This window comes from Bartonella sp. CR127HXZ (assembly GCF_042194555.1).
Classification (GTDB): domain Bacteria; phylum Pseudomonadota; class Alphaproteobacteria; order Rhizobiales; family Rhizobiaceae; genus Bartonella; species Bartonella grahamii.
Map to the genome: position 1 here is coordinate 93,789 of NZ_JBHIMZ010000007.1, position 23,240 is coordinate 117,028.

Annotated in this window: 14 protein-coding genes and 1 pseudogene; 6 read left to right on the plus strand and 9 right to left on the minus strand. The window is 39.1% G+C overall.

The window, feature by feature from the left end; all coding sequences use genetic code 11:
- Nucleotides 1–1,225: 1,225 nt before the first annotated feature.
- From ACFIKY_RS05645 to ACFIKY_RS05680, 8 genes and pseudogenes are all read right to left on the minus strand, one after another.
- Nucleotides 1,226–6,184, minus strand: a complete 4,959-nt coding sequence (locus ACFIKY_RS05645) for a DEAD/DEAH box helicase (RefSeq protein ID WP_375661531.1) — start codon at nucleotides 6,182–6,184, stop codon at nucleotides 1,226–1,228.
- 968 nt (nucleotides 6,185–7,152) lie between these two features.
- Nucleotides 7,153–9,162, minus strand: a complete 2,010-nt coding sequence (locus tag ACFIKY_RS05650; RefSeq protein WP_375635487.1) for a MacB family efflux pump subunit — start codon at nucleotides 9,160–9,162, stop codon at nucleotides 7,153–7,155.
- A gap of 3 nt (nucleotides 9,163–9,165) precedes the next feature.
- Nucleotides 9,166–10,392, minus strand: coding sequence for an efflux RND transporter periplasmic adaptor subunit (locus ACFIKY_RS05655; RefSeq protein WP_375635486.1), 1,227 nt, complete (start codon nucleotides 10,390–10,392; stop codon nucleotides 9,166–9,168).
- The gene (locus ACFIKY_RS05660; RefSeq protein ID WP_375635485.1) at nucleotides 10,389–11,870 is read right to left on the minus strand and encodes an efflux transporter outer membrane subunit; all 1,482 of its coding nucleotides are present in this window, start codon (nucleotides 11,868–11,870) and stop codon (nucleotides 10,389–10,391) included. The genes ACFIKY_RS05655 and ACFIKY_RS05660 overlap by 4 nt, the downstream gene beginning before the upstream one ends.
- Nucleotides 11,871–11,937: 67 nt before the next feature.
- The gene (locus ACFIKY_RS05665; protein WP_375635484.1) at nucleotides 11,938–12,747 is read right to left on the minus strand and encodes an exodeoxyribonuclease III; all 810 of its coding nucleotides are present in this window, start codon (nucleotides 12,745–12,747) and stop codon (nucleotides 11,938–11,940) included.
- A gap of 30 nt (nucleotides 12,748–12,777) precedes the next feature.
- On the minus strand, nucleotides 12,778–13,386 hold the full coding sequence (locus tag ACFIKY_RS05670; protein WP_375635483.1) for an outer membrane lipoprotein carrier protein LolA: 609 nt from the start codon (nucleotides 13,384–13,386) through the stop codon (nucleotides 12,778–12,780).
- A 122-nt stretch (nucleotides 13,387–13,508) separates the two neighbouring features.
- Nucleotides 13,509–13,773 (minus strand): annotated as a pseudogene (locus tag ACFIKY_RS05675) (DNA translocase FtsK); the annotation flags it as partial.
- 716 nt (nucleotides 13,774–14,489) lie between these two features.
- On the minus strand, nucleotides 14,490–16,931 hold the full coding sequence (locus ACFIKY_RS05680) for a DNA translocase FtsK 4TM domain-containing protein (RefSeq protein ID WP_375635482.1): 2,442 nt from the start codon (nucleotides 16,929–16,931) through the stop codon (nucleotides 14,490–14,492).
- A gap of 733 nt (nucleotides 16,932–17,664) precedes the next feature.
- Here ACFIKY_RS05680 and ACFIKY_RS05685 point away from each other — a divergent pair.
- A complete protein-coding gene (locus ACFIKY_RS05685; protein ID WP_375661532.1) occupies nucleotides 17,665–18,942 on the plus strand; it encodes a ubiquinone biosynthesis hydroxylase in 1,278 nt (425 codons plus the stop codon).
- A 1,535-nt stretch (nucleotides 18,943–20,477) separates the two neighbouring features.
- Here the strand turns inward: ACFIKY_RS05685 and ACFIKY_RS05690 are convergent.
- A complete protein-coding gene (locus ACFIKY_RS05690) occupies nucleotides 20,478–20,765 on the minus strand; it encodes an H-NS family nucleoid-associated regulatory protein (RefSeq protein ID WP_375635480.1) in 288 nt (95 codons plus the stop codon).
- Nucleotides 20,766–20,893: 128 nt separating this feature from the next.
- Here ACFIKY_RS05690 and ACFIKY_RS05695 point away from each other — a divergent pair, with 128 nt between their 5' ends.
- The 5 genes from ACFIKY_RS05695 to trwL (ACFIKY_RS05715) all read left to right on the plus strand — a co-directional run.
- Nucleotides 20,894–21,508, plus strand: a complete 615-nt coding sequence (locus ACFIKY_RS05695; RefSeq protein ID WP_375661533.1) for a hypothetical protein — start codon at nucleotides 20,894–20,896, stop codon at nucleotides 21,506–21,508.
- Nucleotides 21,508–22,140, plus strand: coding sequence for a TrwN protein (locus ACFIKY_RS05700; protein WP_375661534.1), 633 nt, complete (start codon nucleotides 21,508–21,510; stop codon nucleotides 22,138–22,140). Before ACFIKY_RS05695 ends, ACFIKY_RS05700 begins: the two co-directional genes overlap by 1 nt.
- 124 nt (nucleotides 22,141–22,264) lie before the next feature.
- On the plus strand, nucleotides 22,265–22,564 hold the full coding sequence (gene korA / locus ACFIKY_RS05705) for a KorA family transcriptional regulator (protein WP_015857010.1): 300 nt from the start codon (nucleotides 22,265–22,267) through the stop codon (nucleotides 22,562–22,564).
- Nucleotides 22,527–22,850: a VirB2 family type IV secretion system major pilin TrwL gene (gene trwL, locus ACFIKY_RS05710; RefSeq protein ID WP_375661535.1), complete on the plus strand. Its 324-nt coding sequence runs from the start codon at nucleotides 22,527–22,529 to the stop codon at nucleotides 22,848–22,850. The genes korA and trwL (ACFIKY_RS05710) overlap by 38 nt, the downstream gene beginning before the upstream one ends.
- 73 nt (nucleotides 22,851–22,923) lie before the next feature.
- Nucleotides 22,924–23,240: VirB2 family type IV secretion system major pilin TrwL (trwL, locus tag ACFIKY_RS05715; RefSeq protein ID WP_375635477.1), on the plus strand; the 317-nt coding region annotated here is incomplete at its 3' end.

The following is a 23,240-nucleotide window of genomic DNA, read 5'->3' on the forward strand; positions in this document are numbered from 1 at the left end:
TTGCCTCTATAAAAGCTCGACAGAGCTACCCTCATATAACACAGAATACCCCAATACACGTATCACTGTATTGCACATTCACCCAAGACATCTCTCACATCCCAAACATATCTCACAGCACGGGATCTGTACATGCCATCTCAATATATAAGCTCTTGTAAATAGAGCACCCAGCCAACTATAAGATCTCCCGACTTGTTATAGAGATCTATTTATACCACCCTCTTTACGCTTCATAAAAAAGACAAACCGCCCCATCCTATATTTTACCGCCCCCAATATTACGATAGCTCTTACGCCACTTGGGATGATTGGTAAGAGACATGCTTTCGCCTTTTTTAAACATGAGCATACCAACCTCATATGACATGAAAAGAAGTAATTTTAATAGATTTAAAATAAGAAAATTTATGATACTTAGATTTCTCATTCAACAGAGAGAAGGTTAAACTATCATTACAAACCAATATATTAGTAACAATCTCTTCATTCAACAAAGCATCTTCATAAGGGCATTTTAGATCACAGATAGGAATAAGCTCAAAACGCACACCACCACGAACATCCCACACTTTTTATCGCAATCTTTTTTGAAATCATTTCCCACTAAAAACACTTTTTGTTTGGCTGCCTCCCCAAAAAAGAACGAAAATTTTTAAACTCTAGCGATCTGTAAACAATAACAATCCAGCTTCTTGTCTAACGCGTTCTCCCTGTTCACTTCCAATCACCCCCGCTCAAAGGACGATGATTCCTATCAGCAACGGTTTGTAAACAATCCTACTTCTCTAGGCAGGTTCCTCTCTGCTTCCCCATTTATATGGTTTACTCACATAAGACTCAACGAACAAGCTCTGCTTAAAGCTATTCATCACGGTCGCTAAAGCGCATGCGTCATCATTTTATCCGTCTACTACCTAAGATGTTTTATCACATACAACATATTGATTTATAAGGAAAGTTTATACGCTACAACTTGAATGAGATCTCTCAATATCATCAGATTCTCTCATTTTAAATCTATTCTCTGTTGAATCAATCAAAACCATTTTCTTGCACATCACAAAGGACTTGTACATCACAAGGGAAGAGAGCTTGCGTGGCGTAAAACTGTACAAGAAAGGCATGCCTCTTATGGACTTGTCTCAAGTGCCAAAAACTGTCGCAATACCCACGAGCTGGCAAAGTGTATGATAGTGCCAGTTTGTTACGACACAGCGCTGTTTTACCGCACAATGGATAACTGAACATTTTCAGTTTCTCTCACTTCCAATTTTGGAAGACTGCGCACAATTTTCATTGTTTCCAAGCTTACCGTAATAACCCGCTGAAACAATTCCAGAGGATAGGCCGGATTACCCACCGTTTCAACAGCATAGCGATTAGCATCATTAACAATCCCGCTCGCTTTGTCCGTTTTGACAATCTGCCGTTCCATAACCCATTCAAGAGCAGACCTGCCATTGACTACATAATCATAAGCTTCAAGAGGAATATTCTGCATCGTGATATGCGCATTATAAATCACTGTGCTTTTATCAATAGCGCCACGCTTACCAGCAAATTTCATCGCTTCAACACGATAGAAACTCTTCTCATCAGAAATCATCCAAGTTCTTGGATCACCCTGTTTATAGGTAACAGGATAGGGCTCAACCTCTTCATAATTCATATGCAAATCACCAAGCTTTCGCCCCGCTTTTACAAAAGCCCAAAAATCCTCTACCTTTTTAACTGTTGGAATACGCGGCAATTGTTTAGACAAATTATGCGCATAACGAGCACGGTAATCTTCAGAATGCAAAATCCCATAAACATAATAAAACAAATCATCCTTTGTTATCATTTCACCAGGATATGCTGCCTTAAAATATACCAACCCTTCATCCGTGAGAGCATCACGCCGCTGCAAACCAGTTTCTTTGCTTTCCTCTGCAAAATTTGCAAACAAATGAACCTGATCCTTCTCTTTACCTCCTAAGGATGCAGCATCTTCATAAACATACCGTGGAAAACACTGACCTTTTTCCATTGCATCTAAGCTAGGCAAAACCCTGCTCATCAGAACAGAAAAACCACTACTTGCTCCAACTCCTGTAATTTGTATTACCCTATTTTCAACCGCTTTTTCTAATGGAAATATACGCGACATTTGGTAAATCATTTCATTAAAAGCACGATTATAATAGAGCCACTGTCGTGTAAAAGGACGGTATGAGCTCTGAATAAGACATGTCTCTTTAAGTTCAAAAACCTTTCCTTTAGCTAACTGTTGTTTAAGTGCACGACTCCAACTGATCTTTTTGGCATCCGTGTTAACAAAATCGTCTACAGCACCTATACGTGTTTTACGATCAGAATGTGCATAAGCATTATTAAAACGTTTCACTTCATTGTTATAAAAAGTTATCGTGTTACGCATATTCTTCGCTAAAGCTCCACGGCTTGAATTATATGCCCAAGCATCACGACCAGTTTGTATGCCACGAGAAAACGTTTCAAAGAGTTTTTTATCACTGCCCTTCTTATCACCTAAGGCCAGAAATTTTTCAAAATCACTGTTGCGCTGATCCAACCAATCACCATGCTCATCTGGTGTAATCATCTGCCAGCCTTGTGCACGCTTGATCCCACCAACACTATTCAACCGCTGAAGTTGAGATAATTTCTCTTTTGTCGTGAGATTATCACCAATATCGTAATAGTGAATTTTGCAATGCTCCATGACATTTGGATTTTTAATAAATAGTGTCACAGCAATTCCTGCCATACTTCCACTTCCGAAAACATTTTGCCCTTCTTGAGCACGTCCTTTGCTCATCATATTTTTGCGAATATCACCACGCAAATTGAGAACATAAATGCTTGAAAATTCTTCATTCAATTCTTTTCGTAATCCACTCGTAGAATATCCATTGATAAAACCTGAATTTGTCACAAAACCAATAACACCACAGTCTTTTATGCGATCACTTGCCCAGCGAATAGCACGAATATAACTGTCATAAAGTCCATTAACATTACTCGCTTTGGATTGAGCAGCATAAGTTTCACGAATGCGACGATCCAATTTAGGATAGCCAATATTTTTCGCATTGTCGTTTTCACTTTTTTGCCCCGAAGAATAAGGAGGGTTGCCAACAATAACACGAATATCCAGTTCCTTCTGGCGTGATCGGCGTGTGCTGTTATCCACCAGCAAATCACTGATCAGGTCCTTTTCTTGCTCATAAAGCTGGAATGTATCAGTTAAACAAATTCCCTCAAAAGGAACATAACCTCCCCCCATCAGACCATGATAGGTTGTTTCAATATTAATGGCTGCAATATAATAGGCTAAAAGCACAATTTCATTGGCATGAATTTCATGACAAAATTTATGCTTCATCTCCTCTGGCTTTATCAGACCCGATTGTAAAAGCCGCGTGATAAAAGTCCCCGTTCCTGTAAAGGGATCCATGATGTGCACACCCGATGAGCCAAGCGTTTGCCCAAATTCTTGCTCTAAGACATCATTGACAGAGTGCAAAATAAAATCCACAACCTCAACGGGGGTATAAACAATGCCTAGTTTTTCTACAGTACGTGGAAAAGCATAACGAAAAAACTTATCATAAAGCTCTACAATCAACCTCTGTTTTGCTTTTGGATCCGTAATGCCACTGGCGCGTAATTTTACACTTGCATAAAATTTCTCAAGATCTTTAGATTCCTTATCAAGGTTTGCCTCATCAAGCACATCAAGCATACGCTGCATAGCACGCGAGACAGGATTCTCACGTGTGAACTGATACCCTTCAAACAACACCTGAAAGACAGGACGCGTGATAATATGCTGTGCCAACATCTCAATCGCATCAGCCTCTGTAACAGCATCATTTAAATCATCACGCAGTTCTGCTACAAACCTGTCAAAGGCTTGACGCGCCTCAGTATTTGGCTCTGCCAGAATACCTGTTAAACGCGTGATATGATTCTTAGCAATTTCAGCAATGTTGCTCGCCCAATCTTCCCAATAATCACGTGTCCCACATTTCTTGACAATCTTTGCCAAAATCGCACGAGAAATTTCATCCACCGGGAAAGAAAACTCCTTGTTTACCTGATCTGTACGAGTTAAATCATATTCCGGTGTCCCAATGCCTGCTCGTGCCGGTTGTGCGCGTAGTGGAAGATTGTCTACAACAGCTGTAACAGCCTGTAACTCAGTGCTCTGCGTGACACCAATAATCTCAATCACATTGCTAATATCTTGGCTCAACGATGCCATATTAATCGTCGAATCAAAACTATCATCATGCGCACGCAAAGCATTTAAAATTTGCCAAACAACCCGATATTTATCATTGTTGTTCAAAGCCTGTTCCACTGGAATCCCAGAGGGAATACCAATTGGCAAAATGACATATCCCATCTTTTTGCCCTCAGACCGACGCATCACCCGCCCAACCGCTTGCACAACATCAATCTGGCTCTTGCGTGGATTTAAAAACATGATCGCATCAAGAGCCGGAACATCCACCCCCTCAGACAAACACCGCGCATTGGTCAAAATACGACAAACATCCTCACCACTATCAGCCTTCAGCCAATCAAGTAATGCACCACGATCCTTCGCATTGAAAGTGCCATCAACATGCTCAATTTCACACTTCAGAAAGTGCTCATTTTCCTTATCCTCTTTCGTATAATCAAGATATTCTCTAACAACCGCAGAAAATTCATCACACACCAGTTTAGAACTTTTAATAGTTTTACAAAACGCCAAAGCACGACGCATGGGGTGTGGATCCGCACCAACATCAGCCTTCAGATCTTGTTTTGTCAGCGCCTTATAACAACCAATAATCTTCGTTGCATCATCAAGAACAAGTGAAGACTGGTTATCACTAAGACGCTTCTGAACAGCTGAACTGACCAATTTTTCGTCCATTGCTAAGACAATAACCTTATAATCCGTTAAAAGATCATTTTGTACTGCCCATGAAAAACCCCGATAAAAAAGTGTTTTACCAAAAAGCTTTTCATCATCCATCGAAGCAAGAACAACATTAACTTCATTCGCGCGACTTTTTGCGTTATCACCAAAAATACGTGGTGTCGCTGTCATATAAAGGCGCTTCTTGGCACGAATAACATCATTAGAATGCACCTTAACAAAATTGGATTCATCCTCTCCAACCAGCGTTGCCCCTGTTGTACGGTGCGCTTCATCACAAATGATAAGATCAAATGTTGGCAAACCATACTTTTTCTGAGCATCCGCAACCACCTGAATGGATTGATAGGTTGCAAACACAACGGTCATCCTATCTGCAACACTCTTACCCGCCTGTTCTGCAAGTTTAGCAGCATCGGTTGTCGCCGGAAAAGCAAGATCAAACACATCAATTTCAGCAACATCATCACTATTTTTACGACGCTTTCCCACTTGTGTATCTGAACAGACAGCAAAGGATCTCAATCCGATTTCTGCATCCGTTGTCCATTCACGGACCGTCTGTGACATCAGTGCCAAGGAAGGAACAAGAAACAGAACAAACTTGCCTTCACCCGCTAAATCCTCAGCAATTTTAAGACTGGTAAATGTCTTACCAGTACCACAAGCCATAATAAGCTTACCCCGATCTGCTTGAGCAAGCCCAGCACGCACATCACGCAATGCATCCTGCTGATGTGGACGGATTTTCTTTTTATCCTCCAACACAACTTTGCCCTGGGCTGCAAAAGTTTCCCAACGGATCGGACTTTGTTGTATATCGGAAAGATTAATCCGTATAACAGGAATATCCTGCCCCCGTATCATTGTTTCAGCGTTATCACTCCAAGCACTCTCAGTACTATCTATAATAACACGCCGCTTGAATGGAGCTTTCCCTGATGCCGAAATAAAACTATCAATATCTGCTTTTCTAATCCGATATGCTGCATCATAAAATTTACATTGGATTGCCGCAAAACCCTCTTCATTACGAATCTTTGCCACAAGATCGATGCCAGTATCATGACCATCCCAATCATTTTCACGAGCCCAATCCTTAAAGGTTTGAACCTTTTCATAACACCCAAACTGAAGAGGATCATGTGTCAGATAAGCAAGAGCAAAACGCTCAAAATATGTACCTTTGTCCCGTTCGGTACGCGCTTCGTCACGATATGTCTGTAAAAGCGATTGCAGCGTCATGCTTCCACCCAACTCAAAATACTTTCAATTATCGAGTCTAGCCAAATTGGTCAATGCCTATTATTTCCCCCAAAAGACTTTAGATAACTCAATTTACTGAATGAACCAATATTTATAATGGAATATGTACTAAACAAAACAAATGAATAAAGTTTTACTTATCAACAAAAGAATAGAATCTGCTCTTCCCACATCCCTGATAAATATCATGTAATCACGCACAAGAATGTAGAGATTTCCTTCATTATTTTGGTAAGCTTCTTTTTGATATTTATCTATTGAAAATAGTTTAAGCTCATATTCAGGAGGTGCTAAATGCAATAAAAGCATAACGTAAAACTAACAACTAGCTATACCAATACACATAATAATGAATACAGCAATTAACATTCCCAGCAGCATGAGCCCATAAGTGTATTCATCTCGTTCTCCCTACAAAACTGGAGCTTCGTAAAAACCTATATCTCCGTCGCATAAAGCCATAAAGAATCTTAAAACCAAACGTTACCAATACCAACGCCCCTCCCTTTGCCATACAATTTGTGAGAAAAAACAGGGTAACGAATAAACAAAAGGAAAAGAAAAACTATAGAAGACCAACTCGCCTCGTATATCCGTTCATTTTTGGGATATAAGCTGCTTTTCGTTTAAACTTGCTTCTTTTTTATCTTGTTTATTAACAGATATACACTCCCCTTTCCCCTCTTACTTTTAGGTTAAAATCCTAAAGTTATCGCGCCTTGTATTTTGTATAGCTATAAAAATACAAGGGAAATTTATTCATGATACGTTGTGCCGTAAAACTTCATCCTTTAACGTTATATAAAGCACGCTTCACTTAACGAATAAAGCGTTTTCTAAAATAGAACAGCAAATAATGCTAAACTTTTCCCATCCATGTTTCGCTTCATAAACGCTTCTTCCAAGTGGAAAACATCACAACAAACATGCCCTACAATTGATAAAGCTTAATCGCGTGAAAGAGCGACAACAGGGTCAAGCCGTGAAGCTTGCCGCGCTGGAGAAAAACCAAAACAGATTCCAATGAGGGTTGAAAAAGTAAGGGATAAAATGATCGAATCAATCGTATAAACCAAGTGGATAGGCGCTTTAAACAGAAGAAATAAACCACCGATAGAAAGCCCAAGCAAGATCCCCAAACCACCACCAATGACACAAACCAACACCGCTTCAATGAGAAACTGCTGCAAAATATCACTTTGGCGTGCACCAACTGCCATACGCACACCAATTTCATTGATCCGCTCAGAAACGGTGACCAGCATAATATTCATCACCCCAATACCACCCACAATCAGGGAAATAGCTGCAATTGAAGAAATTAAAAGTGTTAAGATATGTGTACTTTCCATGATACGTTCACGAAAGAATTCTGAATTTCTAATGAAAAAATCTTCTCCACCATGCCGCATAATGAGAAAACGTTTCACCATGTTTTCCGCTAAATGTGAATCGACATCATCAGCAATCCTAACGGTAATCGCACGAACTTCTGTTGTGCCAAGAAAACGCGTTTGCACTGTTGTATAGGGCAAATAAAGCTGTAATGTATTTGATGTATTTCCATTTGCGTTATTTTGCGAATCAACAACACCAATAATGCGCGCTGGAACATTACCCACAAGCACCACTTTGCCAAGGGGGCTCTCATGGCTATGGGGAAAAAGAACAGACAATGCTTCTTTCTCAATCACGAGATCAACCGCCCGATCATGCACACTTTTTTGATCAAAAAACTGTCCTTTGAAAACTTTAAGCCCCTGTGTCTGAAAGAATTGTTCTCCCACCCCCACAATGACGGCATTGACTTCAACTGCACCAAAACGCACTTTCGAACTTGTTGAAATCTGAGGCGTTACACCAGAAACATAAGGTAACCCAGACAAGGCTTCTGCATCAGCTTCAACAAGAGTTGTTATTTTCTCTGCTTGTGGATCAGAAAAACTTTTGCCAGGTAAAATTGTTAATGTATTAGCACCCAAGCTTTTAAAATTTTCCAAAATTTTCTCTCGTGTACCATTTCCCAAAGCCACCATAGCAATAATCGCCCCAATACCGATAATCACCCCAAGCATTGTTAAAAAAGTTCGCATTCGATGTGCATTCATTGCCAACAAAGCCATAATAAATGCCTCACGAAACCGCTCAACAAAAGACCGAAAAGAGCCAAGCTGTTGTTTAACTTTTAGTTTCTGTTTTTCATAAAAAGATTGACTATCCGTTTTTATTTTTGCCCCCGCTGCTCTTTTCTTTGCAACCTTTGTCATACTGTCAGCAATAATTTCTCCATCACTGATTTCGATAATACGCTCTGCTCTTTTGGCCACCTGCATATCGTGGGTTACAATGATAATAGTACGACCTTCTTGATGAAGCTCATCCAAAATACGCAACACTTCCTGTCCACTCTGTTTATCTAGTGCACCAGTTGGCTCATCGGCAAGAATGACCTCCGCATTATTCATCAACGCTCGAGCAATAGACACCCGTTGTTGCTGACCACCTGAGAGTTGATTTGGACGATGATTCACCCGATCACCCATGCCCAAGCGCGTTAAAAGATCTTGTGCACGCTTTTTCCTTGCTTCCACAGCACATCCTGCATAAATAGCCGGAATTTCAACATTCCCAAGAGCTGTCAACTCATTCAACAAATGATAACGCTGGAAAATAAAACCAAAATGATTACGCCGCAAAGCCGATAATTCATCAGCTGAAAGAGAGGCTGTTTCTTTCCCTGCAATCCAATAACGACCAGAAGTTGCCCGATCAAGACAGCCCAAGATATTCATCAATGTAGATTTTCCTGAACCAGAAGCTCCCACAATCGCTACCATTTCACCGCGCTTAATGGTAAGATTGATATCCTTCAAAACAGTAACAAATGTTTCGCCCGCTGGAAATTTACGTACAATATTTTCCAACACAAGGACAGCATCTGCTTGGTTTGTGTTCATGGTTTAAATCTCGTCTTCACTATGCACGTCAGAAGGTTCTGGCATCACCCCATCAGGCGAGCCGGTGATAACAACATCGCCCTCATTAAGTCCTGAAACAATCTCTGCCATCACCTTATTATTCAACCCAACGCTCACCTGTTTAGTAACCACCTTGTTCCCCCCCTCCAAAACAGAAACCCATGCCTTATGCTCTTTTGTCTCATCGCGTAAAGCATCGCTTGGAACCAACAAGACATTTTGAGCACGCCCTAAGATAATATGAACTTGAGCAGTCATATAGGTTCGCAAAAAATTGTCCGCATTATCAACATGTAAAATTCCGTTATAATAAATAGCTGATGAGATTAAAGCACTAGACCCCCCTACCATACCAGGGTTAATACTCACATCAGCACGAATTGCTTCAGGAGCCGGCTCTATCTTTTCTAAAACGCCCTCATAACGACGCTGCGCATTCCCTAAAACTGTAAAATAAAGTGGTTGTCCAGCCTGAACTTTAAGAACATCAGCTTCTGAGATTTGCGCCTTGATCGTCATCTTTGACAAATCGCCCAAAATAACAATTGTTGGCGCCGACTGAACTGCATTCACATTCTGCCCTTCTTCCACAACTGTTGCCAAAACCGTTCCCGCTGAAGGGGCAGTTATGCGTGTATAACCTAAATTGACCTCTGCACTATCCACATCAATTTGTGCTTGCACAATCTGCTGTTGAAGTTGAGCAATTTGCGCCTCACGTATTTTTACTTGTGTCACAGCATCATCGAGATTAGCCCGTGAAACCGCACGTGACTCGATCATTTTTTTCTGACGTGCTAAATTTTTCTGCGCAAGAGAAAGATGGGCTTCTTGTTCTACCAAACTCGCATAATAGTGAGATAATGCTGCTTTTTTTCTTTTTAAATCATTTTCTTGATCTGTAGGATCAATTTCTGCCAAGAGATCGCCTTCTTTCACAACACTCCCAGGAGAAACGCGCATTGACACCACACGCCCTGTTGCACGCGCACCAACAGCCACCAACCGATAAGGACGTACAAGACCAGAAGCTAAAACACTTTCCTCAATATCCCCACGCTTCACCACCGCTGTTATATAAGTTGGGCTAGATGTTCCAAAAACAACAGAACGCAACCATAAAAACAAGAGAAGAAGGAATATGGCAGTTAAAAAGAAGGAAAGTTTTTTGTGTTTTGTAATGAAATTTTTGAGTAGACTTTTTTTCATTTCCCTACCTTTGCACGCGAACGAGGTGCACCATCAACGACTTCCGGACGTGATACATCAACAACGCCATCCCAGCCCCCCCCCAATGCTTTCATCAACGTGATATATTGCGTAACCAAAGAAACACGGCTATCTTTAAGTGCCATTTGTGCAGAATAATAAGAGCGATCAGCGTTTAACAATTCAAGAAAACTGGTATTTCCATTCTCAAAAAGGCTCCGTGAAAGTTTTAAGGAATGAAGAGAAGCTTTATTCGCAACGATTAGCTTTTCTAAGCGTTGATGTTCTTTAGTTAATCTTACCAGCGCATTTTCTACATCTTCTAAAGCTCCCAACACAGCAGCCCGATAAGTAATAAAAGCTTGATCACGTTGTGCACGCGCAACAGCAATAGAAGCCTCAACCTGACCTCCATTAAAAAGAGGTAAACGAAGACCAGGTCCAAAAGACCAGCCAATCGTTGAATTTTTCCATAACTGATCAATCGCCGTTGCGGCTGTCGAAATATTACCTGTTAAAGTAAGTGATGGATAGCGATCTGCTTCACGCTGACCAATCCGCGCTGTTGCTTGCGCGTATTGACGCTCTGCCCGTCGCAAATCCGGACGTGTTAACAAAATATCGGCTGGAATTCCTGCTGGTATCGGCCAGCGTGGTTGTGGAATCTTTGCATGTTTAGCATTTTTTTGTAAAAGATCCTTCAATGCCGTAGGCACACGACCAGTTAAGACAGAAAGGCGATGAACGCTCATTGCTAAATTCGCTTCCATCTGTGATATATCTGCTTCTGTATTTGCCATTTGTGCTTGCGCATTTGAAACATCGAGCTCAGAAACATCACCAGCTGTTAATCTAGCGCGCATCAATTCATAGGTTTTACGTTGTGATACAGCAATTTGCCGCACAATCAACAACTTCTGTTGCCAACCACGCATTTGCACATAATTTGTTGCCACATCTCCTAACAATATCACCATGGTAGCGCGCATATCTTCCACAGCCGCATCAAGACCATAACGCGCTGCTTCAACCGCTCGTTTATGCCCACCAAAAAAATCAAGCTCCCAGCTTGCATCAAAACCACTATGATATTGGTTTAACAATGCATCAGACTGTCCAGAATGACTACGGGTTCCTGAAATTGAATTGGACACATTTGGTAAAAGAGTTCCTACAACCTGCCCTAAACCCGCACGCGCCTCACGTACCCGAGCTTTGGCAACAGCAACATTATTATTTCCAGAAATCGCATAATCCATTAACGCATCTAGAACGGGGTCATTCAAACGCCGCCACCATCCGGCAAGCGCAACTGACTGCCCAGACGCCTGTGCAGATTTTTCTCCCCAAACTGCTGGAACACGAAAAGATGTTTTCTGGTAATTAGGACCAACCATACATCCTGACAAAAGCAAACACAAAAAGATACTAGAAAGTAATCCACGAGAAGCGCCCCTTTTGAGATTTCTGATATACATCTAGTCTCCCGCATTCTTTCAGAATCATTATTTAATATTAATACTTTATTTACTTCTTATTTCAAACTTAACGTGAAAAATCAAATACAGTTTGCACAGGAATATGATCTGAAGGACGTTCCCATCCGCGCGCATCACGAAAAATCGAAAGATCTACAACAAAAGGTGCTAAATCAGGAGAAGACCAAATATGGTCAAGCCGCCGCCCATAATCGGTAAATGCCCAATCGCGTGCACGATAACTCCACCATGTGTAAAGCTTGGTAGGAACAGGGATATGTAACCGCATCAGATCAACCCATCCACCTTGACAGCATAAAGCTTTTAAACGCTCGGTTTCAATGGGAGTATGGCTTACAACCTTCAACAATTTCTGATGAGACCAAACATCCTCTGCCAAAGGAGCAATATTTAAATCGCCCACCAAAAGAGAAGAAAGACCATCTCCTTGATCCGCACATACGGAGGACATTTCTTCTAAAAAATCAAGCTTATGCCGAAATTTTTCATTCACATCAGCATCAGGAATATCTCCCCCAGCAGGAACATAAAAATTATGAATCCGCAAGCTTCTCCCATGGGCTTCCACAATAACTGAGATATAGCGACAATCTTGGTTTTGGCAAAAGAAACGCTTTTCTACCTTTTTAAAAGGCAACCGAGAAACAATAGCCACCCCGTTATAAGATTTTTGTCCACTCAATGCGATATGCTTATAACCCGCCGCTTCAAAAGCCTCCACTGGAAATAAAGCATCTGGACATTTTGTTTCCTGTAGACACAAAACATCTGCGGAAAAGAGTTCCAAATACTGAAAAACCTGTGCAAGACGCAAACGAATAGAATTAATATTCCAAGTTGCAATACGAAAGAACATCCATTTCAATCCCAATGAAATAACACAGCACTATTTCTTTGAAGGAAGTGTAAACATTCCATTAGCGAAGCGGACGTCCGTCCGCACATTCATAATCTGCACAGTAGTTTCCAAATTTTGTTGGTCAACAATTGTCCACTGGCGCAAAGCAGAGCCTTTAGAATCAAAAACCATCCTTATTTGCCCTGCCCCAATCGTTTTATCACGCAGAACAATCGTCACAGCCCCTGGATCTTCGCGAAATGCCAACAAGCGCCCAGAAGATACATCAATTTTATCACCCAACAGAAACTTCATTGGCGTTTGCGAAAGTTGTGAAAAGTTCCAAGTATTCAAAGCCCGATTGTTAATACCTACAAATTGACCATCTGCAATAATCTGTAAGGGCATTTTTTTGTAAATGAAACGAATTTTCCCTGGACGCTCTAGGTAAAATGTCCCCTGAGACATTTTCCCCTTTGGACTAAACTGAATAAAATCACCTGTCATTGTTTTGATTGCCGCAAAGTGATTTACAACATTTTGCGCCTTTATCACTTTATTAGACGCTTGCGAAAAAACAGGAAAAGTTAAACACCAAAAGATAATAATTCCCACCAACCCAAAGACTCTTCTTTGCGACAAAAAAGACGTTTTCATAAAAAAATGCTCCCAAGCAATACTTAATTGACTTTATAATTTATAACTTAAGTAATCAACGATGAATAAATACCCTTCTTTATAAGATAACGATATTGTTTGAAAAAACTATCAAAAGATTTTTAAAAGTATTCTTCTTCGACCGTCCCCAAAACTTTCCGCTTACCCATATCATTTGCTGGACTAATAATGCCTTCTCCTTCCATCCTTTCAATCAATGTTGCGGCACAATTATAACCAATACCTAAACGGCGTTGAATATAAGAAGTCGAAGCCTTACTGTTCACGAAGCACAACTGCCACAGCTTGACTATAGGAATCATCTTCTAAAGAAAAAGCTAAAGAAACATCCTTCTTTATTTCTTGCGGTATCGTTTCCAAATAATTAGTCTGCGTTTAAGTTTCCGAAAGCATCCAAATTTCCCGTTTTTCTGCTGATTTTCTAAACGCATAATATATTCTTTCCCACCCCTAATCTGTGAAGCAACATAAATTATAGTCAATACATAACGGATTAAGTACTAAACATATTGCTCACGCACCTGAAAACTCTTTTAAGTGGCAAAAATGCTTTTTTGACTTCCTTCCAATCCAAAAGAATAAAAATTTTCACCCGAACCAGTCTGTAAACAGTTTGGAGTTTAGCAGATTTCACTTGGCTTCCCACCCCATATGATTCATTTATATAAGGCTCGACAGATAAGCCTTGCCCTCAATATTTAGAGCGCACTTAAAAAAACACTTAAATATCAAGCCTTACATGCTTTTATACCCCTACATTCGCAATGACATTATTTTATACCAAGATATTGATTTATAATAATTTATCTTTTTAACTTAAATCATAACGCCAAATACAGGAAGGTTCTCTCATCACATACTTTCTCATATCGAATCAATTGAAATCATTTTCTTGCACGTTACAAGCAAGGTTGGTGTGTGGATAAAAATTATATAAGATAAAGAATCCCCTTATAAAGAGTCTCAAGTGCCAAGGAGCTATCGCAAATCGAGAGCTGGTGTATGAAAATGCAGAATTTCTACGATAAAGTGGGATAAACACTTGTTTTATAAGATATTATAAAAACAACTATAAAGATTTTTCAAAAGCGTTCTTCTTCGGCAGGCACTAAAATTTCTCGTTTCCCTGCGTGATTTGCTGGACTAATGATACCTTCTTCTTCCATCCTCTCAATCAATGTCGCAGCACGGTTATAACCAATGCCTAAACGGCGTTGAATATAAGAGGTCGAAGCCTTACGATCACGAAGCACAATAGCAACAGCTTGACTATAGGGATCATCTTCTGAAGGAGAAGCCAAAGAAACATCAGCACCATCCTCTTCAACTTCTTGCGTAATTGTTTCCAAATAATCAGGTCGTGCTTGCGCTTTGAGATGCGCAACAACCTGCTCCACTTCATCATCCGCAACAAAAGGACCATGCACACGTTGAACACGTCCTCCTCCCATCATAAAAAGCATATCTCCTTGTCCCAATAATTGCTCAGCCCCCTGTTCACCTAAAATTGTTCGGCTATCGATTTTTGAACTCACCGAAAAAGAAATACGTGTAGGAAAATTGGCTTTGATCGTTCCAGTAATAACATCGACGGAAGGACGCTGTGTCGCCATAATTACATGGATACCGGCAGCACGTGCCATTTGTGCCAAGCGTTGAACCGCGCCTTCAATGTCTTTACCAGCAACCATCATCAAATCAGCCATTTCATCAATAATAACAACAATATAGGGCATAGGACTAAAATCAAGCGTTTCCGTTTCATAAAGAGGCTCACCAGTTTCATGATCAAAGCCCACTTGAATTGTCCGCGCCATTGTCTCTCCCTGACTTGCTGCTTCCCTAAGACGTGCATTAAACCCATCAATATTACGAACGCCCAGTTTTGACATTTTACTATAGCGCTCTTCCATTTCACGAACAGCCCACTTTAAAGCAATCACGGCTTTTTTAGGATCTGTCACCACGGGCGTTAATAAATGAGGAATGCCATCATAAACCGAAAGCTCAAGCATTTTCGGGTCCACCATAATGAGACGACATTGTTCAGGTGTCATCCGATAAAGCAATGATAAAATCATTGTATTGATAGCAACAGACTTTCCCGATCCTGTTGTACCAGCAACCAAAAGATGGGGCATTTTTGCTAAATCTGCAATAACAGCTTCCCCCCCAATTGTCTTACCCAAAGCAAGCCCTAATTTTGCTTTGCTTTCAATAAATTCTTGCGCCTGCAACATTTCTCGTAAATAAACCATCTCACGCTTTGCATTGGGCAATTCTATTCCAATCACATTACGTCCTGGAACCACCGCAACACGCGCCGAAATCGCACGCATCGAGCGTGCAATATCATCTGCCAAACCAATAATACGGGAAGACTTAATGCCGGCAGCCGGTTCAAATTCATACAAAGTTACCACCGGTCCAGGACAAGCATCAATAATTTGCCCCTTGACTCCAAAATCTAACAAAACCCCTTCAAGTTCCTGAGAATTTGCTCTTAAAACAGCAGGAGAAAGTTTTGCATCCCTAACAGACGGTGGTGGAACCGAAAGATAATCTACAAGAGGAAGAACAAAACCACCATTTGAAGAAGCTGTTAAAGACTTTCGATTTTTAACAGGAGAAACATAGGCTTTATTTTGATTTTCCTCACACTTTACTTTTTCACCCAAAAAAGTTGGCTCAATCCGATCAAATGACTTTCCTTGCCCCTTACTCTGAAAACGCCTTTTGAAACAGAACAAACGAAAGAAACGCGCTTGTAAAAAATAAAAAAGATGTAAAAGAGCGCCAAAAGTTGTCGCAAAAAAACCATGATTTTCACGATCATCCTCTGCAGCATATTCCGTGTCTTCTTCCAATTCAAAGACTGGATTAACGATTGCATCTTTTGGAATGCTTTTTTCTTTTCTTTTCTTTGTTCGACGCCGCCATATCACATTGCCAGCAAAAGCAGCAGTGAAAAAACCTAAAAGAATAAAAACAACACTGAAAAACACCGTGTAAAGAGGAGAAAGAAAAAGAGGAAAGATTGAAGAAGCAACACTTAAAGCTTTATCTCCTAAAACCCCTCCCAATCCCATTGGCAATGGCCAATAAGTAAAAGAAGCAACAGGTGACATAAGGGCAAAAGCAATTAAAAAACAAATCGTTGATAGCACCCATAAAAAAAAGCGCAAAGTCAAATTGTAGATATTCTTTTGCGCCAATAAGAGAAAAGACCAAAATAATGGCGGCAACAAAACAGCAAGACTTGCCAAGCCAAAAAACTGCATAATAAAATCTGAAAAAATTGCCCCCATCCACCCCATAAGGTTTGTAACCTCATTTGTACTTGCATGGGTTAAAGATGGGTCCGCAACATTCCACGTCGCCAAAGCAAACACACAAAAAATAATAAAGCCCAAAAGCCCAAGCCCAATAAATACCCCTATCTGACGTAAAAACATCTCAATAAGACGCGAACCTTGAGAATTTCGCACTTCTAATGAATCATAAGGAGAAGAACTTCGGTGCATCTATCAATTCCAAATACAAAACTTTCATATTTTAAAGAGTTATAACTCCCTCTCTCTTACAAAAGGGTGAAGCTTAAACTCTGTGCCGATCTGTAAACAAAATAGCCTGTAAACAATCCGACTTCTTATCTAGCGCGTTCTACCTGCTAACCACTTCATATCATTCATATATCACCACCCTAAGAGACAATCCTTCATAAGGCGCACAAAAAGCTCTCCTAGGATATTTATCACACGATCAACCAAAAAACACCTCATGTGTAAAGTTTTACATGGGTCCTATAGGCACCTTCCTAAACAGATGATGTTTTTTACACTACATCATGATAACGGCAAAATATTAATACTGTTTTAACCATCACGAATGAACACAATTTTTTATCTATCATACTAACTAAATATACCCCTTCAGGACAGGCATACTAAAGTACACTCATACAACTTAAAAAATACACGACCATCTTTGTTTATTTTTAGTTTTCTTTTTTATCAACCAAGTGTAAAAAGAATTGAAGAGGACATTCAAAAAAGCTTATCCGATAAATCTGTAAAATGAATCACATAAATGATGAAGCAGAAGAACTCTCAAAAACCAATCTGTCATCAGATTGACGCCAAAAAAGAACCTCGTTTTTGTAAAGCAGAAAGAAAAGTAAAAGTTAAAATATTTTAGGCAATTTAAAAAGATATTCTTTTTAAAAGAAAGCAAACTGTAAACAATGGAAGAAGTATTGTGTGTTCTAATCGCAATAAAGACGTACAACCCAATAAAAAAATTAAATCTCATAAAACAAAACAATGTGATCTTCTCATTGCAGGGGGAGCGGCTGTCGGTTTAACCTTAGCGATAGCACTCAAGCAAACAGCCCCTAATCTGAAAATAAAAATCGTTGATGCTGCTCCACAAGAAGATACTCCTGCTTCTAACATACGAACCATTGCCCTTGCTGCTGCTTCTATTCGTATGTTAAAACAATTACAATGTTGGGAACCTATAAAACCCTATGCGCAACCCATTCATTCAATGATCATCACAGATACAAGCACAAGTGACCCTGTCAAACCCACTCTTTTAACCTTTGAAGGCGACATTAACCCTGGTGAGCCCTTTGCTGCTATGGTAGAGCAGAGAGAACTCATCAACACTTTAAAAAAACGTGTCAAAGATCTCAATATCCCTGTTATTGCAAACACGCGTGTCATTGATTTTCATCAAGAAGACCAACATAAAACCGTCACTTTAAATAATGAAGAGGTTTGGCAAACAAAATTGCTTATTGCAGCCGACGGAGCCCATTCGAAATTACGCCAAAAAGCAGGTCTTAAAAACTTTTCTCATCCCTATAAACAAACAGCAATCATCTGTACAGTTGAACATGAAAAACCCCATAATGGTCAAGCAATTCAACATTTTTTACCTGCCGGTCCTTTTGCTCTTCTCCCTCTCAAAGGCAACCGATCTGCCATTGTGTGGAATGAAGATCATAAAACTGCGCAATATTATCTCAAAGCTAATGCCCTTATTTTTGAAACAGAACTCGAAAGACGCATTGGCCATCGATTAGGCAAACTCTCTTGGAATGGCGAACGTCAAGCTTTTCCTTTGAGTCTTTCTTTAACACGTCAATGCGTTAAACCACGTTTTGCTCTCGTTGGCGATGCCGCCCATACCATCCACCCCATTGCAGGACAAGGACTCAATTTAGGATTACGTGATAGCGCTGCCCTCGCTGAAGTGATTATTGAAACAGCACGACTAGGTCTTGACATTGGCTCCCTCACTGCTTTAGAGCGCTATCAAAGCTGGAGACGTTTTGAAGTTGTCCGTATGGCTTTAAGCAATGATTGGCTTAATAAACTCTTTTCTAATGATAGCCTTCTTTTACGGATGCTCCGCGATACCGGCCTTGGTATTGTTAATCAAGCGCCAAAAATAAAAAAATACTTCATCCAAGAAGCTGCCGGACTCACTCCAAATGCCCCACGCCTTCTACACGGCTTCCCACTTTAAGCAAAAATTCATCCTATTTCACTTTTTTACAACCTTTGCCTCCCTCCTTCAAAGAACAAAAAATTCCTATCTCATCCAATCTGTTTACAAACCAGATTCCTGTCGAGTAATTTTCTCTTGACTTCCTCCTGCCATATTTCACTTAATATAAGACTCGACAAGCGAGATACATTCTAAGAATATTCACCACGCACTGAAAAAAAACATTTAATGTCTCAAAGAGGTTGCCTTATATCACCACACCTTAAAAGAAGCCATTTCACGTCATAACGAAATAAACAAGACCTTTTAGCACACAACATTTTATTTATAATAATAAATTCATTGTTCTCATATTGAGTGATAAATCTAACGATCATAAAATACCCTTAATTCAAATCTCTCTCATGTTGAAGCAATCAAAATCATTCACTTGCACATCACAAGCAGGAGTGTCGTATAAATAAAACAGCAATAAAAATCCTTACCCTCTCAAGTACTAAGGGCTTTAGTAACATTGGAGGTGAGTAAAGTGTATAATGGCGCCGGCTTATATTTTTTATTGAAATAAAAATGGTGGTGTACAAAATGGATTTTATGTAATCATAGGGACTTTTACGTTATACTATTCACGAGAAGCACCATAAAATAAGCTTAGTTGCATTGAAAAATTTTTCTTTTAAAAAAAGCACGTAAATTGGTAACACAACTGTATTCTGTTTGAGGTATTCTGTTCCTCAGACTAACCCTTTAACTTATTGTGGAATACCACACGATTTTAGAAAAAATATTCTAATATATAACAAAGTGTTCCGTACTCTATACCATCACACATAATTGTAAACTTGCATATCACCCCCCCTATTTCACACCATAAAAGAAGATAAACCGCAATAGAAATGACTCAATCCTTTTATTTTCAAATAAGCTCTTTATTCATTATTCATAAATGCTCATAAATGAATTTTAATCACAAACGCTCAGAAATATGTCATAAATTCTATAAACCCCATAACAGCCATAAAAATTTTTCATTTCCTACACACTCACTCATCTCAACAAAACGAACGATAAATAAAGTAAATGCCTCATATATAATCTTACAGAAAAAAGACCAAACAAAATCTATAACATCAGGCTTGTTCTACAGAACAATATTCCAAAAATATAAGTATGCTAATTTATTAACTTATTAATTGATAAAATTATCATTTTACATATTAAGTGAAAATCCCCATGCAATAAATTATTCTCATTTCGACCACTTTTGTAAAGAGTCAATAAAACTATAAAAAGAAGTAAAATATCCCCCTCTCTCAAATGCCAAAAGCAATTACAATATTATAATCTGGCATCATCATTATGCTTGCCAGATTATAACAACAAGACCTTTTTCATTTAAATACATTTGTTCATGCCCCCTATCATTTTATTTGATCACTCAATACTTTAATATATTCGTTCAGTATATCTATACAATCAAATTACCCAAAAGAGCATACTTCTTACATTTACATTCCTTGGTATTCCCTTATCTTGTAAATATCGCACACGTGTTATGTTACTTCAAGTTCATCAAGTGTATACCCATTCTCCAACCACTCTTTAATCCACTTAGGCCTACGTCCACGCCCATTCCATAATTCCCATTGGTTATTGGGATTTCTATAATGGCGCTCTTTGCTCACAAGATCAGCGATATCAATTCCATGGGCATTAGCAATTTCAAGAATTTTTCGTCGCGCATTTTGCTTTTCCTTTGCTTGCCGTTTTTTTAATTCCATATCGATTTGTGTACGCATCTCTTGTAGTTCATCAAAATTCATATTTTTGAGATCATTCACCTTAATTACTCCCCTTGCAAAAAAGAATTTTTTCTTGCCATATTTTAAACACAATTATAGACAATTTTCGTCTATTTATTATCGAAATTAAAATTACGATACATATATCACTTTGACGGAGATGTGCTTTGGACCACAAAGAACTGTTTATTGGTACATCAATTACCACCACTGCATCTTTTTTCAGTTCAATCGCTGGAACTACTAAATGTAGTGCTCAAACACCATCACACCTCTCTGACTCTCATGAATCAGTAGTCAAAAGTAAATATAAATCGTCACTCTATAAGTTATGGCAATACGCAACAAAGAACAAGCCCTCTCTGTATAATGATAGTGTGGTTCATTATGACAATAAAACCTCCCCTCATACACAACGGATTTTTACTTCGTATAAATTTTTTTTGAAAAGATTTTTGCAACTAGAAAATTATATAAAACAAGCAGCTTCAATACAGTATCAAAGATTATTATTTTTTAAAAGCAGCGCATTTTTTCGTGATTCCAATAATATTGGTTGGCGTAATGTGCTCTATTTTATTCCACACTTTTATCTTGTTGGTTGGATATTCGCATATATTAGAAATATTCTTAGAAGAGAACAAAACAGTAATCACAGGGAATATTCTACGCTAAACAATTTCGTTCTGCAAATTTATAAAATCAAAAGACAACGAAAAAACGCACCACAAAGAATTAGCATTTGTATTAATAAAATTTTTCATAATAAGGTGTATTGCTAATGATTGTTCCAGATTTCACATTTTTTGCTGCTGCATACATATCCAATACGCCTCCCATAACATTTTCAGTTATCGCCGAACAAGAAGCGCGGGACAATGTCTATGTAACAGATGATAAAGATAACTTCTTCTATCATTCATCTCAGCTTAAGGAAACAATCGCAACAACTGAACAGTTTAGACAGAGCAAACATAATTTTAACATAATTTTAGGGCAAATTGGTGTTGGAAATGTGAAATTGTTTTCTCTTTTTGATGCATTTGGTTTTTGCAGAAATCTTACAGCTGTACAAAGCGCTTTGACTTACTGCTATGAACAAACAACATCAAAGTGCATCTTTGAAAAAGCGACTTTGCAATCTGTGCTAAATTTTTACAACACAGAAAACTCAAACCACACCTCTATACAGAAAGTTACTTCATATATTGGAGTAAAAGCTGCTGTACAAGAAAATGAAGATTTGCAGGAGCCTGTAAAGCTTAAAAAAGAAGAACCAGAACAGACAACTAACGTAGATTCTCTTCCTCTCTCTTCAAGAGGAGAGGAAGATGCATTTACACATAAAGAAAGTGGCACCAGCGATGCTTTTTCGGCTGAAAATTCTTCTTCATCGAGAGGCTCGCTAGAGTGACAACTGATATTTTCACGAAACCCTAGAATTTTGATAGGATATTATAATGAACGGTAGATAAGAAAATGTTAAAGCTCTAATTAGTAAGATTGGATAAAATCTCTTCTAATTGAGGGCAAAGATAATGAAAATGATAGAACAAAACAGCGTTGATATAGCATTTAGTCAAAAAGCAGCACGTGAGATTACGGTCGTGATGCTTTCAGAAAGAGAATGGTATTTCACGTTTATTTCCGATGATCCAATCACCGGAAAGCCAAATAAATATACGTTACTTACACAAAGAGGAAAACTAAGAACTTGGGCTGATCCAAAATATCTCTTTAAGTTTCTTCATGAACGAGGGGTCATTTGTGGGAGTTTTAATCTTAATCAGGATAAAGAACATGAAACAATTAAATATTCTTCACACAACAGCTCGTAATAAAATTGCTGAATTTTCAGCAGCTTTGGCCATATTTTTTATGAATAGTTCTGCTCATGCACAAGCCCAAGCAACCGTTTTAAAAAATGCAGAGACGGCTCTAAAGGATTTACAGACAGACTTAAAAGTGATTATCCCTGTTGCTGCTGCCGTTATCCTCTTGTGCTTAGCAATTGGTTATGCAGGACGCTACATCGGAAAGGACACGTTTGTACGGTGGGCAATCGGTGTTGTCATCGCAGGTTCTGCAACCCAACTTGTTACTCTGCTATTTAAAACAGCGTAATAATGGCATCAATTATAAATACAATATGTTTATTTATATAAAAATATTATCTAGATTTTAATAAGAGTGAAATATGCAAAAATTAACTAGTCTTCAATCGAAAAGTAACAACAAAATCATCGCAATTTCTGCTGCTATGACTGCGTTCTTTATGAATAATTCTGCTTACGCCGCCGCAAGCGTTTTAAAAAATGCAGAGGACGCTCTAGCAGGTTTACAGACAGACTTAAAAGTGATTATCCCTATTGCTGCTGCCGTTATACTGTTGTGCTTAGCAATTGGCTATGCAGGACGCTACATCGGAAAAGACACATTTGTACGGTGGGCAATCGGTGTTGTCATCGCAGGTTCTGCAACCCAACTTGTTACTCTGCTATTTAAAACAGCGTA

What these genes read in the sequence shown, in the direction of transcription:
- ACFIKY_RS05645 (WP_375661531.1), bottom strand. Translation starts at nt 6,184, where the DNA reads ATGACGCTGCAATCGCTTTTACAGACATATCGTGACGAAGCGCGTACC.
- ACFIKY_RS05650 (WP_375635487.1), bottom strand. Translation starts at nt 9,162, where the DNA reads ATGAACACAAACCAAGCAGATGCTGTCCTTGTGTTGGAAAATATTGTA.
- ACFIKY_RS05655 (WP_375635486.1), bottom strand. Translation starts at nt 10,392, where the DNA reads ATGAAAAAAAGTCTACTCAAAAATTTCATTACAAAACACAAAAAACTT.
- ACFIKY_RS05660 (WP_375635485.1), bottom strand. Translation starts at nt 11,870, where the DNA reads ATGTATATCAGAAATCTCAAAAGGGGCGCTTCTCGTGGATTACTTTCT.
- ACFIKY_RS05665 (WP_375635484.1), bottom strand. Translation starts at nt 12,747, where the DNA reads ATGTTCTTTCGTATTGCAACTTGGAATATTAATTCTATTCGTTTGCGT.
- ACFIKY_RS05670 (WP_375635483.1), bottom strand. Translation starts at nt 13,386, where the DNA reads ATGAAAACGTCTTTTTTGTCGCAAAGAAGAGTCTTTGGGTTGGTGGGA.
- ACFIKY_RS05680 (WP_375635482.1), bottom strand. Translation starts at nt 16,931, where the DNA reads ATGCACCGAAGTTCTTCTCCTTATGATTCATTAGAAGTGCGAAATTCT.
- ACFIKY_RS05700 (WP_375661534.1), top strand. Translation starts at nt 21,508, where the DNA reads ATGATTGTTCCAGATTTCACATTTTTTGCTGCTGCATACATATCCAAT.
- korA (WP_015857010.1), top strand. Translation starts at nt 22,265, where the DNA reads ATGAAAATGATAGAACAAAACAGCGTTGATATAGCATTTAGTCAAAAA.
- trwL (WP_375661535.1), top strand. Translation starts at nt 22,527, where the DNA reads ATGAAACAATTAAATATTCTTCACACAACAGCTCGTAATAAAATTGCT.